14 protein-coding genes are annotated in these 13,244 nt (G+C 35.4%); 6 read left to right on the top strand and 8 right to left on the bottom strand.

Annotated elements, in window-relative coordinates:
* Window positions 1-133 precede the first annotated feature (133 nt).
* Window positions 134-709 carry a leucyl/phenylalanyl-tRNA--protein transferase gene (gene aat / locus PN497_RS03450; protein ID WP_096570567.1) on the bottom strand — a complete coding sequence of 192 codons (576 nt, stop codon included), beginning with the start codon at window positions 707-709 and terminating at the stop codon, window positions 134-136.
* Window positions 710-957: 248 nt separating this feature from the next.
* Here aat and PN497_RS03455 point away from each other — a divergent pair, with 248 nt between their 5' ends.
* Complete coding sequence (locus PN497_RS03455) at window positions 958-1,287, top strand: hypothetical protein (protein WP_096570569.1); 330 nt, start codon at window positions 958-960, stop codon at window positions 1,285-1,287.
* A gap of 115 nt (window positions 1,288-1,402) precedes the next feature.
* Here PN497_RS03455 and rpsN read toward each other — a convergent pair whose 3' ends face one another.
* The 6 genes from rpsN to PN497_RS03485 all read right to left on the bottom strand — a co-directional run bounded on the left by rpsN (window position 1,403) and on the right by PN497_RS03485 (window position 6,795).
* Window positions 1,403-1,705, bottom strand: a complete 303-nt coding sequence (rpsN, locus tag PN497_RS03460) for a 30S ribosomal protein S14 (RefSeq protein ID WP_096570571.1) — start codon at window positions 1,703-1,705, stop codon at window positions 1,403-1,405.
* 286 nt (window positions 1,706-1,991) lie between these two features.
* Window positions 1,992-2,303 (bottom strand): DUF3368 domain-containing protein, encoded by a 312-nt coding sequence (locus PN497_RS03465; RefSeq protein ID WP_272109611.1) that lies wholly within the window; start codon window positions 2,301-2,303, stop codon window positions 1,992-1,994.
* Window positions 2,304-2,306: 3 nt separating this feature from the next.
* Entirely contained in the window at window positions 2,307-2,552 is a 246-nt protein-coding gene (locus tag PN497_RS03470; protein ID WP_096570573.1) for a UPF0175 family protein, read from the bottom strand.
* A gap of 85 nt (window positions 2,553-2,637) precedes the next feature.
* A complete protein-coding gene (locus PN497_RS03475; protein WP_096570575.1) occupies window positions 2,638-4,104 on the bottom strand; it encodes a DUF1802 family protein in 1,467 nt (488 codons plus the stop codon).
* A 6-nt stretch (window positions 4,105-4,110) separates the two neighbouring features.
* A complete protein-coding gene (locus tag PN497_RS03480) occupies window positions 4,111-6,051 on the bottom strand; it encodes a P-loop NTPase fold protein (RefSeq protein ID WP_096570577.1) in 1,941 nt (646 codons plus the stop codon).
* A gap of 60 nt (window positions 6,052-6,111) precedes the next feature.
* Window positions 6,112-6,795, bottom strand: a complete 684-nt coding sequence (locus PN497_RS03485; protein ID WP_096570579.1) for a hypothetical protein — start codon at window positions 6,793-6,795, stop codon at window positions 6,112-6,114.
* A 472-nt stretch (window positions 6,796-7,267) separates the two neighbouring features.
* Here PN497_RS03485 and PN497_RS03490 point away from each other — a divergent pair, with 472 nt between their 5' ends.
* The 3 genes from PN497_RS03490 to PN497_RS03500 all read left to right on the top strand — a co-directional run bounded on the left by PN497_RS03490 (window position 7,268) and on the right by PN497_RS03500 (window position 8,615).
* Window positions 7,268-7,465: a hypothetical protein gene (locus PN497_RS03490; RefSeq protein WP_096570581.1), complete on the top strand. Its 198-nt coding sequence runs from the start codon at window positions 7,268-7,270 to the stop codon at window positions 7,463-7,465.
* Window positions 7,466-7,603: 138 nt separating this feature from the next.
* Window positions 7,604-8,065, top strand: a complete 462-nt coding sequence (locus PN497_RS03495; RefSeq protein ID WP_096570583.1) for a DUF29 domain-containing protein — start codon at window positions 7,604-7,606, stop codon at window positions 8,063-8,065.
* A 70-nt stretch (window positions 8,066-8,135) separates the two neighbouring features.
* The gene (locus tag PN497_RS03500; protein WP_096570585.1) at window positions 8,136-8,615 is read left to right on the top strand and encodes a hypothetical protein; all 480 of its coding nucleotides are present in this window, start codon (window positions 8,136-8,138) and stop codon (window positions 8,613-8,615) included.
* Window positions 8,616-8,753: 138 nt separating this feature from the next.
* Here PN497_RS03500 and PN497_RS03505 read toward each other — a convergent pair whose 3' ends face one another.
* Window positions 8,754-10,775 (bottom strand): elongation factor G, encoded by a 2,022-nt coding sequence (locus tag PN497_RS03505; protein ID WP_096570587.1) that lies wholly within the window; start codon window positions 10,773-10,775, stop codon window positions 8,754-8,756.
* Between the two features lie 418 nt (window positions 10,776-11,193).
* Between PN497_RS03505 and PN497_RS03510 the strand changes: the two genes are divergently transcribed.
* On the top strand, window positions 11,194-12,159 hold the full coding sequence (locus PN497_RS03510) for a tetratricopeptide repeat protein (RefSeq protein WP_096570589.1): 966 nt from the start codon (window positions 11,194-11,196) through the stop codon (window positions 12,157-12,159).
* A gap of 208 nt (window positions 12,160-12,367) precedes the next feature.
* Window positions 12,368-12,919 (top strand): phosphate-starvation-inducible PsiE family protein, encoded by a 552-nt coding sequence (locus PN497_RS03515; protein ID WP_096570591.1) that lies wholly within the window; start codon window positions 12,368-12,370, stop codon window positions 12,917-12,919.
* Window positions 12,920-13,244: the final 325 nt, after the last annotated feature.

Raw genomic sequence — 13,244 nt, forward strand, 5'->3', positions numbered from 1 at the left:
GCTGGGGACTGGGGACTGGGGACTGGTGACTGGTGACTCGTGACTGGGGACTGGGGACTGGGGACTGGTGACTGGGTAATCAGTTTGATGTTTCCTAATCAACTATCAACTATCAACTATCAACTATCAACTATCATTCTAATGAACAAGATGTTTGCAAAGCTTGTCTCAGCAACGTCTCATATTCTTTAGTACCGACGTTATAAGCACCAAATCGGGCTAAATGGGGATTCATCATTTGTGCGTCAAACAATAAAAATTTCCTTTCTCGCAACCTTTCTACTAGCTTCACCATCGCTACTTTAGAACCTTCAGGAATTTTATAAAACATAGATTCACCAATAAAAGCACCTCCAATCACAATCCCTAAAATTCCCCCTGCAAGTTGATCACCGTGCCAGGTTTCAAAACTATAAGCATAACCAGTTTGGTAAAGTAACCAGTAGATTTTTTTTAATTCTTGAGAAATCCAAGTTGTTTCTCGGTTAGCGCATCCATTAACCACACCCATAAAGTCACGGTTAACTGCTACTGTAAACTTTTCTTGGTTGAGAACTCGTTGTAATGACTTGGGATAGTGGAATCTTTCATCTAAGGGAATCAAAGTATGTTCTCTACTTCCATACCATCCCAAGTGATCATGCTCATCAGCCATGAGAAAATATCCTTGAGCATAACCTCGAATAATAGCAGCAACATCATATTCCATAGTTTATGAACATCATAACAAAACCCCCAAAGGAACGCATTTAGCTGTGATTGGACTGCTGCTGCGTTTTTCTCTCTCATCCCAGCTTGAACCATGATTTTGAGATATGGAAAGATTAAAAGCTTGTGTTAAAAGCTTGTTTAACAAGACTTTTACAATCCAAAATCTAAAATCCAAAATCCAAAATCTAAAATCCAAAATGGTATGAGATTACCTTGGTACACAAAATCTATTTAAGATATACAAACATGACTCAGCCAATTCCACCTATTACCCTACCACCTACGGAAAATCCTCAACAAGAAGGCGAATGGTTGCAAAAGCGACTGTTGTTATGGCTAGATACAGAATTTCTTCCCGAACTGGTTAATCAAAAAATTGCCCAACGTGCAGCGCAGATTTTTGTCAGGCAACGCATGGAAGGAGAAGATGATTTAGGATCTCTGGTAATTGCTATTGTTACAGAGATGCAGTCTTTTGATTTTTCTAAAAGCTTTTATGGAGAGTTTGCGATCGCCAACGCCGTTAGCGATCTACTCTTAGACAGTCTGGGAATTGATCGTTGTTGTGGACAATGACAGGTGATTGGGGACTGGGGACTGGGGACTGGGGACTGGGGACTGGGTTATAATTTTTCCTGCTTCCCCTGCTTACTGTCACCTATTCCCTATTCCCTATTCCCTGGGTTAATGACTACCAGCTAGACTTGACAACCCCAGGTAATAAACCTTGGTGCGCCCATTCCCGCAGAACGTTCCGAGATAGTCCAAAATCACGGTAAACTCCTCTGGGGCGACCTGTTAACCAGCAACGGTTTTGACGGCGGCTAGGTGCGCTGTTACGGGGTAGTTGTTGAATTTGGCGGTGAATTTCTAACTTATCTAGGGGAGATTCTGCTGATCTGAACTCTTCTAGCAGGGCTTCCCGTTTTGCAGCGTATTTTTCCACCATTTTAGCGCGTTTCTTCTCGCGCTCAATCATGCTCTTTTTAGCCATAAAATATCTAATCTATTAAAAGGCAGCGTTTTCTATTCTACACTCTCTGGGTCTGGAACGTCTCTATCAAAGCAAAAAAATCCGTCGTTTGCTAATTATCATTTTTTTGGTGTTTTTCCGCAATAGAGGTAGTAAATCTTCTTGACACGGACAGAAAACCCTGTTACGCTAATCTCGAGGAGGAAGAACTATCTTGTGTGCATAAACAGGTTGTGTCAAGTTTTGTCAAATCATGAAATTAACAATAACTTCATCTTCAACTTTATTTTCTGAGCTTGTGCGATCGCTATTCTCCTGCAATTGATAAAATTTCTACACACAACTGTTTACGAATCCAGAAGCCATTAGCAGTCAAATCATCTAATATCGGTTTTACTAGCGGAATAATCCCTTTTTGTTTAGCAGCTAGTACAATACCTAATAGTCCAGTAATCTGCAATCGGGACTTGATAGCCTCATTTCTGCATTTTCGCTCATCAATAATTAGTCTATCAGCATTTAACTCTACAGTAAGAGCGATCGCTTCGGCTTCTCCAGGATCTAAAATTTTTTGTAGAGTGTCAACTAAATCAACGTTGGTAACAGGTATTACTAACAATAATCATAGCCAATTGTTAGCTTCCAAACTCTTGACATCCTCTCTCAGTTCAGCAATATCATAATGAAGAGGAATTTTGCGACTAGCAAGCAATCGCTGAAACTCAAGTTGATTCATACCGACAAAATTACTCGCTTGTCCTAAAGTAAACCGTTCTTGTGTAAACAACAAGATAGCTATTTCCTGAATTAATTCCTTGTCAGACATTGGAATTGTCTGCAAAACCTCATCTGTAATCACTACACTCATCTTTTTACCTCATCAACTTCTTGAAGTTATCCTCAAATTTCTATTACACAGCAGCAATATATATATTTCTAAGTTTAGCCTACTTTTAATTTATTGATAAGTCGCGTAAGTAATAAAAGCGATCTTTTGTCCAATCATCTTCTTTAATTCTTCCTAAGTAACCTGTTAATGGTGATGATAGTTCTATTAATATTTCTTGTACTATTTCATTTGTTAAGTTTGATTTATAAATGGCGTTATAGTATGTACGAATTTCTATCACTGTGACATTATTTTGGTTGTTTAATTGAGTCATTTCTTTGACTACTTGAATAATATGCGATCGCAATTTTATTTCTTGTTCTACTTTTTCTATATATTCTTTAATTTTATCATCCACTAAACCATAATTACCTTGTTGCAAACATTGTTTTAACTCAATTAAATTAACTGAGTTTTTATACTTAGTTTGCAGTTCTACCAACTTCTCTAAAGTTTCTGGACTAATCATATAAATTCCATTATTCAGCATAGTTAATTCAGCAGGTTTTGTTAATTCACCAGCAGCTACAATTAATTTAAGGCAATTATTATACTTTTCTTGAAGATGATTATTACCTAACTGTATTAATTGTCCTGGTGTTTTGCTAGGTATTTTTTCGGTTTTAGTAGCTTTACATTCTCCTACAACTTGATAAGGATACTCACAATAAAAGTCTACACCACCAGCGCCGCCTAGTTTATCAGGATCTAGGTTGGCTTTAGGGTTAATATTGGAACACGAAAAACCTAATTTAATTAAACTTTTTCTCACCAATTTTTCAAATTCGTTACCATCACTAGAATTACCAACTTTAGCAATATTTTTGATCCAAGCTAAATCAGAATCTAGTGTATTTATAGTTGCTTCATTACTCCAACCTAAAAATACTTTGATTTCATTTTCTAACTGTTGTGTTGCTGGGTTATTTTTAGCAATTGGTAATAATAAACTTTGTAATTCTTCCAGTGCAGGATGTAGTGGAGTTTGGCGGTTTTCTAGTTGTTGTTTCCGTTGGTTAAATACATGATCACTTAATACGGGTTTAGCTTCAGATACAGAAATGTTATTAGGTAAAGGTGCAAATTTTCCTAGTTTTTCTTGAATATTAGGAATAGCTGGAATTTCATAAGGTTTATCTAGATGATAAACTCGTAAATAGGCAAGGAAAAAATGCGGACGATTTTGTAATATTTCCTCAAATCTTTCTGGTTTCCAGATGGTCAATTGAGATAAAATATCTAGTTGTTTAGATATATCTGTCATTTCCAAAAATTCACATCTAGCCCAAGATATAATTGCAACTTCCCCAGAATAAACGTTATTGTTAACAGTTTGAGTAGTAGCTAAAAAACTTGAACTGTAATATTTATCTATTGCTATTGTAGAAATATCAACAGGATAAAGGGCGAATGTTTGCCCCAAATTTAACAATTTTTGAGGTAAAGCAGTAATAATTCGCCCTTGTATTAAAGCTTCAACATCAGGAGCAGGTAAACACAAGGCGTTATAAATTGAAACTGATTTATTCATAATTCATTAACCAAATAAATCACTTAAATCATCGCTATCTTCTGTTTCATCTATAGTTGAAGAAGTGAGAAATTCATCTATAATATCTTCATCATCAATATCAGGCATATTACCAGATGGATCACTTAAAATTTCTCTCAATAACAAATTATCAAATGTGATATTATTTTTAGAGATAATATCAAAAATCTGTTCTTCTGTTAAGTGATAATTTTGTCGCTTTTGATAAATGGCTAATATTGCTATTAGTGGACGAATTTGATCTTCAATTAAATCTACATTTTCACCTCCTTTTTGTAAGATTAATTCATCAAGTAGCTTATATGCTTCCGATTTTTTCTTCATTTGTTCTATTTTTGATTTAGAACGCACTAAACAACCACGAGTTAAATCAAAAGTTTCATAATCAGTTAACCGTTTGAGTCCGGCATTTAATGTAAATTGGGAATCTTGAATAACTGCTACACCAATTTTTACTTCTTTTCCATTTTCATTACCAATAAGTTTAAAGTTGATAAAGTTTCTATTCTGTGCTTTAGGCTTGATATCATTGGTAATATCTTCAATCATTACTCCTTCTAAGGTTTGTCCTTTTAAAGTATTAAAGCCAAAATAAAGAGATTCAGCAATAAGAGAACCATCCTCTATATATTCTTCAAATTTGACTTCGCTTTCTCTTGTAAATGCTAGTTCAAATCTTTCAAGCGGATCTGAAGGAAGTTTCTCTTGCTCAACCTTAAAATTATCTGCACACCATCGTAAAGCTTCCCTAACACTTGGTTTATTTTTACCGTATTCTCTAAGTTGACCTTCTTCAAATGGATAAAGTGGATGGGGAGGAATTAAATTTTTTGAACTATAATATTCTCCTAACCATACTGTTGCTAATTGCACCATAGAATCAGCATTAATAGTATCTAAATTGAGGGGTTTACCTTGTGTAAATTTGGTAATCCTGTCTGGTGTACCACCAGGTATTGTCTTGATCTTGTTAGTCCATATTTCCGGCATCATCACAGTGAGAATAACAATACCTTGGCTAAATTCATAGTTCTCTAAAGTATCATGGAGAATTTTAACCAAATTAGCAATTACACATTCTGTTGGTAAACCATCCTCAGTAGAATTATTGTAAACATCTATTTCATCAAAACAAATAACAACTGTATTATAAAAACTGACTAGATTTAAAATTTGCTGAATATTCTTGAGTGCTTCCGCTTCTCTATCTTGATTAGTTTTAGAAAGATTAGGTAACCCCAACTCATCAGCGTTTAATTGAGCTAATTCTTCACCAGATAGCCATTTAATAGCAAAAGGGGATTGCGTTTCTGAAAGTGTCCACAAAATAGCTCTAATAATGTAAGGATCTGCATCAGGTTTATTTTTAATCACCTGTTTTTGCAGAGCATTCATGAGATTTTTATTTTTAGTCAAACTGCTTTTATAAGCTTGGTCAAATTTTTTGACTAACTCTGCTGGAGGAGGGGCATTTTCTCTACCTTCATTAGCCATAGCTGCGGCTACTTCTTGCCACTGCATTACTTCCTGACTACCAGTTTTACTGAGACTATCTGCTAAAGTTTGTTGGAATTGGTACTTAACTAAATTTAAGTCTGTATAGTTACTACCACCTGAATAGACAAATAAAGCACCACCTACTTTTTCTAGTTCATGACGAATACGACTAAGGAGGTGCGTTTTACCAACTCCCTTTTGTGCAGTGATCGCAATTGAAGTTACTTTATCTTGACTAGATTTACTTTTCTTGACAACTTCGATGGCTTTAAAAACTTTATTAGAAGCATGACTATTTAAGGTAGGTACATCAGGAAATCCTTTTCCCCAAATATTCTGTTGTTGAGTAATACCAGCGTTAGTAAATGGATTATGGCTATTAATGGCAGCGTTAACTGCTTCTATAGGTGAAATAGGGGTATCTGTCATGGTAATTTCTCTTGTGTAAGGAACGAAAAAGTTTAATGAACAAGTTTTGAAATAATGTTATTAAATCAAACGTTTAGCATAAGAACGTAATTGTGTACCAGGTATAGAAATTGAATCTTCCCGTTTATCAGAAGTAAAATCTGGTATTTCTCCTGTCATCAGCTGCAAAATATCATCAGCTTGCATTTCTACTAGCCATTTATTGAATTTTTCACGGCTAATTCGTTCACCTATTTCTCTTCTAATGCGATAAATAGGTACTAAATCATCTAAGTTGTAATCCTGGTTCAACTGATCATAAACATCTAAAGCTACAGTTTTAAACTCCTCATAAGAACCAATAACCCCACCCTTAACCCCATTACCTGACGCAACCGGCGCACCTACCGCAACATCAATATCACTGATCCACCGCAATAGTGCATTAGCAGCCCAAGTACCAACAATAGTTCCCTCAAACTTAAACTCTTTACTACGCAAACCCGCACCCAACACCTCTAAACCCGTTGGTGACGTGAGAGTATAACTAATAGCAGATCCTTTTTTAGAGACAGCGATCGCTCCCTGTGCTTCTAAATCCTCTAAAATACCTTGATACTCGGTCATCTTCTGACCTTTAGACACTACCCGCTTGCTTAACTTACCCTTAGCAACCTTCTGCTGACTTGCTCCCAAATCCCACAACGCAAGCAGCAAGCGAGTTTTAGCGTAACTTACCTGTAAATCCTTAGTCTTTGAACTCATGGTGATGTGTGTTAAATAACTGCAAATATTATAATAGTGATTGTAATTTTTATGTCACCACAATCAAAAAATTGTTTAATTTCTCGATATTTATTATAAATTGCTCAAAATTTCCACACAAAAAGCAACAGAGAATTTACGTAACTTATAAAAAAATAAAAATAAAAGTAGGTTGGGTTGACGCAAAGCACCCGAACATAATCACCAACAAAATAACGTATAATTAAAATAACGTATAATTAAAGGCTACAACATATAAAAACGAAAATAAAATTTTAACTGATGGGAAAACTAAACTTTCTTAATGTGGTATTTTGCCATAAATGCAAGATAATGATGTAATTTTTACATAAAATAATTAAACTAGTGACAAAAATAACAGATGATGAAAATGACATTGTTTGTTACTGCTATTCCCCACTACAATATACCCAATGTAGTGGGTTTTATCTGATATTCAGGTTTTTGAACTATGTCAGACTCCAAAGACGCGCAACCAATGTCATGTAAGAGTATTTGTAAAGACTGTGCTTTTTTTGTCCAGGAGGAATGCACTCACCCTGATGAATTAGGGGTTAATTGTGCTACTGTCATTTTTTGTAATTCTTTTACTCCAGCAGTAGAAGTTGATAGTCCTTGTGTGACTTTTGGTAATGATGATGAATATTAATGAAAAACGGAAGGTAGAAACTTCCTGATAGCATTTCCAGTCAGGAGAATGGGAACGAGGAAAAGTAGGAATTATTATATAATTACTTAAAGAAGCTACCAAAAAATCTCACAATTTCTTTGCGGAGGTTTCCAGCAGATGAAAGCAATTCAACCTACAAACCTTGCTAGTTCAAATCTTTATAATGAAGATTTTTATTTATGGATAGAAACTACAGCTAAACAATTAAAAAATGGTAACTTTGCAGAAATTGATTTAGAGAATTTAATTGAAGAGATCGAAAGCATGGGAAGAAGTGAAAAAAGAGCATTAAAAAGTAACTTATTAATTTTATTAATGCACCTTCTCAAATATAAATATCAACCAGATAAACGCAGTAATAGTTGGTTATCTACTATTTTTGAACATAGACGCAGATTGAAAGAAGAATTAACTGAAAGTCCCAGTTTAAAAAAATATTTTTCTGAAGTATTTAGCGAATGTTATCAAGATGCGAGAAAACTAGCATCCTTAGAAACAGGTTTATCAGTTGATACTTTTCCTGTAGACTGTCCTTTTACTACAGATGAAATTTTAAATCAAGATTATTTACCAGAATAAACTTGATGCAAGTAATCAGCTATCAGTAATCAGCTATCAGCTTTCATCTATAGATAGAAAAAACAAAAATATGTCAATAAATGATGTGCTTGCAGACTTTGAGGGTGATGATTTTGTTTCTCCAAGACTTATATGTGCTACTTATACTTTTAACCAACAAGGTACTTCACTTTATTATTATACCTATGGTCAAGATTCGCAAGGATTTGACGCTGGGTTAAAGTTAGATTTTTTTGCTGATAAAGTCCGGTTTACAAACTTTAAAAAACCACATCCAGTAAAAAAGTATGAACCATATTTTGATAAATTTATTGATGGATGTTCTTGTAGTTACGATGAAATACAGCAAAAATTTACATTATCAAGTTCTATAACAATAGAGACATTAAACATCATGGCACAACATTGGATGATTTCAGTTGATATATTTATAAATACTTTATTAGTTGCCTATTATTTGTTGTGGGATGCTGAAGATAATGATTGGATTAATAGTTCTTTCTGGGAATGTGGAGATTTCAAAGGTGTTTTACCTTATCCAAAACGTTGATTTTATTATATTTTCTAATAAACTTTTTTATCTTATCTTCTCCTCTTCCTTTGCGTCTTTGCGTCTTTGCGTGAGAAAAAAAGGAAGGTAGAACCTTCCTAATAACATTCCCAGTCAGAGACTGGGAACGAGAATTGACTATTTACCGTTTTTAATTAAAACCCGTTCGGCAATTTTATCCGGTACTTCTTGCAGGTGATCATATTCCCAATGGAAAGAACCAACACCCAAGGTAAGCGATCGCAATTCTACAATAAAATCGTGCATTTCTGCTTGGGGTAAGTATGCAGAAACATTATCCCATCCTGACCAATCTTGTCTACCTTCATAACCCAAAATTTGTCCCCGTCTACCACTTAAAAGTTGTAAAACTTTAGAGGTAAACTCACTAGGAGTATTCACATCTACCTTTAAAATTGGTTCTAAAAGGGTAGGTTGTGCTTGGGGTACTCCTGTTTGCATTGCGAGACGTGCAGCTTGTTTAAAAGCTTGTTCTGAACTATCAACGGTGTGATAAGAACCATTAGTTAATGTCACCGCAACATCAACCATCGGGAAACCTAAAGGACCATGTGCAAGAAATTCTTTCACTCCCATTTCTACCCCAGGAATGTATTGTTTAGGAACAACACCACCAACAATTGTTTCCCGGAAATTGAAACCTTCTCCCCTTGCTAATGGTTGAATGTCTAAATAAACATCTCCAAATTGTCCATGTCCACCACTTTGATGTTTATATCTACCATGAACTGCGTTTACTGGTTTGCGGATAGTTTCTTTGTAAGGAATTTGGGGAAGATGGGTAGACATGGGTAAATTATATTTGCGTCGCAGTCTATCTAACGCAACTTGCAAATGTATCTCACCTTGTCCCCACAAAATTACTTCGTGGGTGTCTCCATGTTGTTCCCAAGCTAAAGCGGGATCTTCTTCTAATAACTTAGTAATAGCACCACTAAGTTTGACTTCATCATTACGTTTTTCGGGTGTTATAGCTAAAGCAAAAACTGGTTCTAATTCTTCTGCTTTTGGTAATTGTTTAATGTGGGAATTGGTAGAAATTGTATCTCCGGTTTTAACTCCTTCTAACCTAGAAATAGCAACAATTTCTCCAGCTACAGCTTCGTTAATTTGCTGTTGTTGTTGTCCCATTAAACGGTAAATTCCACCAGCACGAATACCATTTAAAACAATACCATCTGTTAACGTTCCTTGCCAGACTCGCACTAAGGAAAGTTTGCCACCTTGGGGAGTATAAAAGGTTTTGAGAACTTGCGCTAAAGGAGTATCACTAATTTTTTCTAAACGCCGTTCCATTGTGGTTTCTGGTGCTGGTGCTTCCCTTAATATTGCTTCTAATAAAGGTCTCACACCATAATCTTGTTCTGCAATTCCAAAGAAAACTGGTACTACTAAATCAGCACCTAGTTCTAGTTTTAAATCTTTGAGAATTTCTTCTTGGGGTGGTTCGATATCTTCTAATAATTCTTCCAACAAATGATCATCAAAATCAGCCAAAGTTTCTAACATTTCTGCTCTTGCTTGATGTTCTTCGGCTTTTAATGCTTCTGGAAATGGGATAGGATCAGCAGCAGCACCAGGATGATATTGATAAGCTTTTTCACTTACCATATCAATAAATCCTGTGAGTTCTTCCCCTTGCATAATGGGGAATTGATGCAGCACTAAAGGACGACTAGAAACGGCTTTGAGGGCGTTTAATGTTTCTAGAACATGAATATTTGCCCGATCCATTTTATTCACAAATACGATGTGGGGAATTTCCCAATCATCGAGAAATTTGAATAATGGGGCTAAAGTTAAAACTCGATCTTTGATGGGTTCGCAAACAACAATTGCTGCATCAATTCCCATTAAAGCATTATAAGTTTCTTGGACAAATTCTACTGAACCAGGACAGTCTATAAAGGTGAAGCGTGTATTTTCGTATTCTGTACAAGCTGTGGAAACTTCTACACTCATGCGGCGATCGCGTGCTTCATTAGCACTATCTCCGACTGTGTTACCATCTTTAATGTTACCTTTGCGAGAAATTGCTCCGGTGACAAATAACAAACTTTCTAATAATGTGGTTTTGCCACTAGAATAGGGTCCAACAATTGCTACATTCCGCGAACCGGATTTTACTTTTTCGCTCATAAACCCTCCTTTACGGTGATTCCCTCAACCGCATTATGTATTTTTCAGGAGTAATTTTTTTAGCTTTCAGCAGTCAGCTTTCAGCTTTTTAACAGCTATACTCAAAATTGTTATTGGCTTATTTCACTGATTTATCAAACATTATGACTACTGTACGGGCAAAGTAGGCGCGAAGCATTCGGAAAATAGCCTTTTCATAAAATTGATAATTAGTCGCCCGAATGCTTCGCCTCTACGACTCTTGACTCCTGACTTTTTTATTATCCATCTTTTAAGCTCGGTGCAAAAAAATTGTAGTTTATCGTAAGATTAAGATTAAGTAATATTAAGCTATGCTAATTTATATACCAATTATAAAATATTTGTTAAAAAATAGGTTCATACTCAATATTTAGTGACAATATTATTCGGCTAATTTATGACTATTTCCTTAAAAAAATATCCTTTTATTGGCATTGTTACTTTACTGGTACTAGGTATCAATATTAAACCAGTATTTTCCACTTCTCCCCATTTCCCCATTTCCCCATCTGCTGTCACCTGTCACCTGTCATCTGTTACCTGTCACCTCTTAGCTCAAACTCCTCGTCAAATTGCTTTAGACTGGTTAAATAGGGGTTTACAAGCTATTCAAAGGGGAAAAATACAAGAAGCTATTAACGCTTTTCGTCAAGCAACACAATTAGATCCGACTTTAGCAGCAGCGCATTATAATTTAGGGTTAGCACTGCGACAAACTGGAAAGTTACAACCAGCAGCGGACGCATTTTATCAAGCAACCCAAGCCGATCCACAGTTTGCATTAGCTTTTGCAAATTTAGGTAGTGCTTTGTTAGAAGGGAATAATTTACAGTTAGCAAATGATTATTTACAACGAGCTTTACAACTAGATCCAAAATTGGGTTTTGCTCATTATAACTTAGGATTGATACGAGAAATTAAAAAAGATTGGGATGGGGCGATCGCCTCTTTTCAACAAGCGATCATACATAGTCCAAATTCTCCAGAACCTTCCTATCATTTAGGACTTTGTTATTTACAAAAAGGTAGAATTGAACTAGCAAAATCAGCATTTACCGCTGCAATAACTATCAATCCCAGATATGCAGAAGCTCATTATAATTTAGGTTCAATTTTATTTAATCAAGGCAAATTTAACGAAGCATTAGCAGCATTTAGAAAATCCACCCAAGCAAATGCAAATTATGCCGATGCTTATTATGGTGCAGGATTAGTATTTGTACAATTGAAACAATATCCAGAAGCCGTAAAACTAATCAAATATGCGAGAGATTTGTATAAAAATCAAGGTAATACTCAATGGGTGAATAATGCCGACAAATTGTTAACACAAATACAAAAATTAAATAACAAACCACGCTGAGGCAGAAAACATTAATGTTACGTAAAAATAGGAATATTGGTAAGAGTTCAGAATTGAGTCAGTAGGGGTTTAGCAATGCTAAACCCTAACAGTAGTCAGAATATTTGATCGATTATCAACCTAATGATTTTTGGTGTAACCCTAAAAAGCTGACTGCTGATAGCTGATAGCTGATAGCTTACTGACTGCCATTGGAATGTAAACAGTCATGCAAAAACGCTTCAAGAGTAGATTTTTATTTTGCGATCGCTGGTTAGATCGCTATGCAATAGTGCGTAACATGGAGGCTTTTCAAGACCTCATAGTGATGGTATTATGTTTAGCCTTATTTGCGGTAATGTTGATACAATTGTGGGGGATAGTTATTGCCATCATTAATTCATTAGACTACAAAGAATTGACATCAAAAATACTATTTGTGTTAATTCTCGTGGAATTATTTCGACTACTCATAGTTTACTTACAAGAACATAGTATTTCCGTAGGTGTAGCCGTGGAGGTGGCAATAGTTTCCGTACTGCGGGAAGTAGTTGTTCATGGTACGTTAGATATTTCCGGCACACAAACAGCAGCAATTTGTAGCTTATTACTCATTTTGGGGGGACTATTATTAGTATGTGCGAAAACACCCCACATGGACTGCATGAGTGCAAACACAAAATATTGTCCTATCGTGCATCAAGAGAATAGAGAAATACAAAACAAATTCGTATTTCAGTATTCCGATGAATATGAGGATAACCCACCTCTGTCAAAGTAAATATAGCAGTGGATAGATCCCCAACTTCTTGAAGAAGTCGGGGATCTGGGTATGACGTTTTTTAAAGTTGAGTTACTTAAAACCTTGTTCAATTATTAACTGAATACTTCTATCTAAAGGTAATAATTTTGTCCACTTTGAGATAGATGAATATAACTTAAATAACCTGTATAAATTCAATAAATAGGGCTTGCTGAATAAACTCAAAACCTTGATAAATCAAGGGTTTCAGGTGGAAAATCAGGAAATCAGTGCAGGATTTTTCAGGGGTATACTCCTAAAAGCGTGCATTTTCCGGGTGAAATTTCAAAGAATTGGTTACTAA

It is taken from the genome of Sphaerospermopsis kisseleviana CS-549 (assembly GCF_028329225.1).
Taxonomy (GTDB): Bacteria; Cyanobacteriota; Cyanobacteriia; order Cyanobacteriales; family Nostocaceae; genus Sphaerospermopsis; species Sphaerospermopsis kisseleviana.

What these genes read in the sequence shown, in the direction of transcription:
- PN497_RS03480 (WP_096570577.1), bottom strand. Translation starts at nt 6,051, where the DNA reads ATGACAGATACCCCTATTTCACCTATAGAAGCAGTTAACGCTGCCATT.
- PN497_RS03455 (WP_096570569.1), top strand. Translation starts at nt 958, where the DNA reads ATGACTCAGCCAATTCCACCTATTACCCTACCACCTACGGAAAATCCT.
- aat (WP_096570567.1), bottom strand. Translation starts at nt 709, where the DNA reads ATGGAATATGATGTTGCTGCTATTATTCGAGGTTATGCTCAAGGATAT.
- PN497_RS03470 (WP_096570573.1), bottom strand. Translation starts at nt 2,552, where the DNA reads ATGAGTGTAGTGATTACAGATGAGGTTTTGCAGACAATTCCAATGTCT.
- PN497_RS03485 (WP_096570579.1), bottom strand. Translation starts at nt 6,795, where the DNA reads ATGAGTTCAAAGACTAAGGATTTACAGGTAAGTTACGCTAAAACTCGC.
- PN497_RS03500 (WP_096570585.1), top strand. Translation starts at nt 8,136, where the DNA reads ATGTCAATAAATGATGTGCTTGCAGACTTTGAGGGTGATGATTTTGTT.
- PN497_RS03505 (WP_096570587.1), bottom strand. Translation starts at nt 10,775, where the DNA reads ATGAGCGAAAAAGTAAAATCCGGTTCGCGGAATGTAGCAATTGTTGGA.
- PN497_RS03495 (WP_096570583.1), top strand. Translation starts at nt 7,604, where the DNA reads ATGAAAGCAATTCAACCTACAAACCTTGCTAGTTCAAATCTTTATAAT.
- PN497_RS03475 (WP_096570575.1), bottom strand. Translation starts at nt 4,104, where the DNA reads ATGAATAAATCAGTTTCAATTTATAACGCCTTGTGTTTACCTGCTCCT.
- PN497_RS03510 (WP_096570589.1), top strand. Translation starts at nt 11,194, where the DNA reads ATGACTATTTCCTTAAAAAAATATCCTTTTATTGGCATTGTTACTTTA.
- PN497_RS03490 (WP_096570581.1), top strand. Translation starts at nt 7,268, where the DNA reads ATGTCAGACTCCAAAGACGCGCAACCAATGTCATGTAAGAGTATTTGT.
- rpsN (WP_096570571.1), bottom strand. Translation starts at nt 1,705, where the DNA reads ATGGCTAAAAAGAGCATGATTGAGCGCGAGAAGAAACGCGCTAAAATG.
- PN497_RS03515 (WP_096570591.1), top strand. Translation starts at nt 12,368, where the DNA reads ATGCAAAAACGCTTCAAGAGTAGATTTTTATTTTGCGATCGCTGGTTA.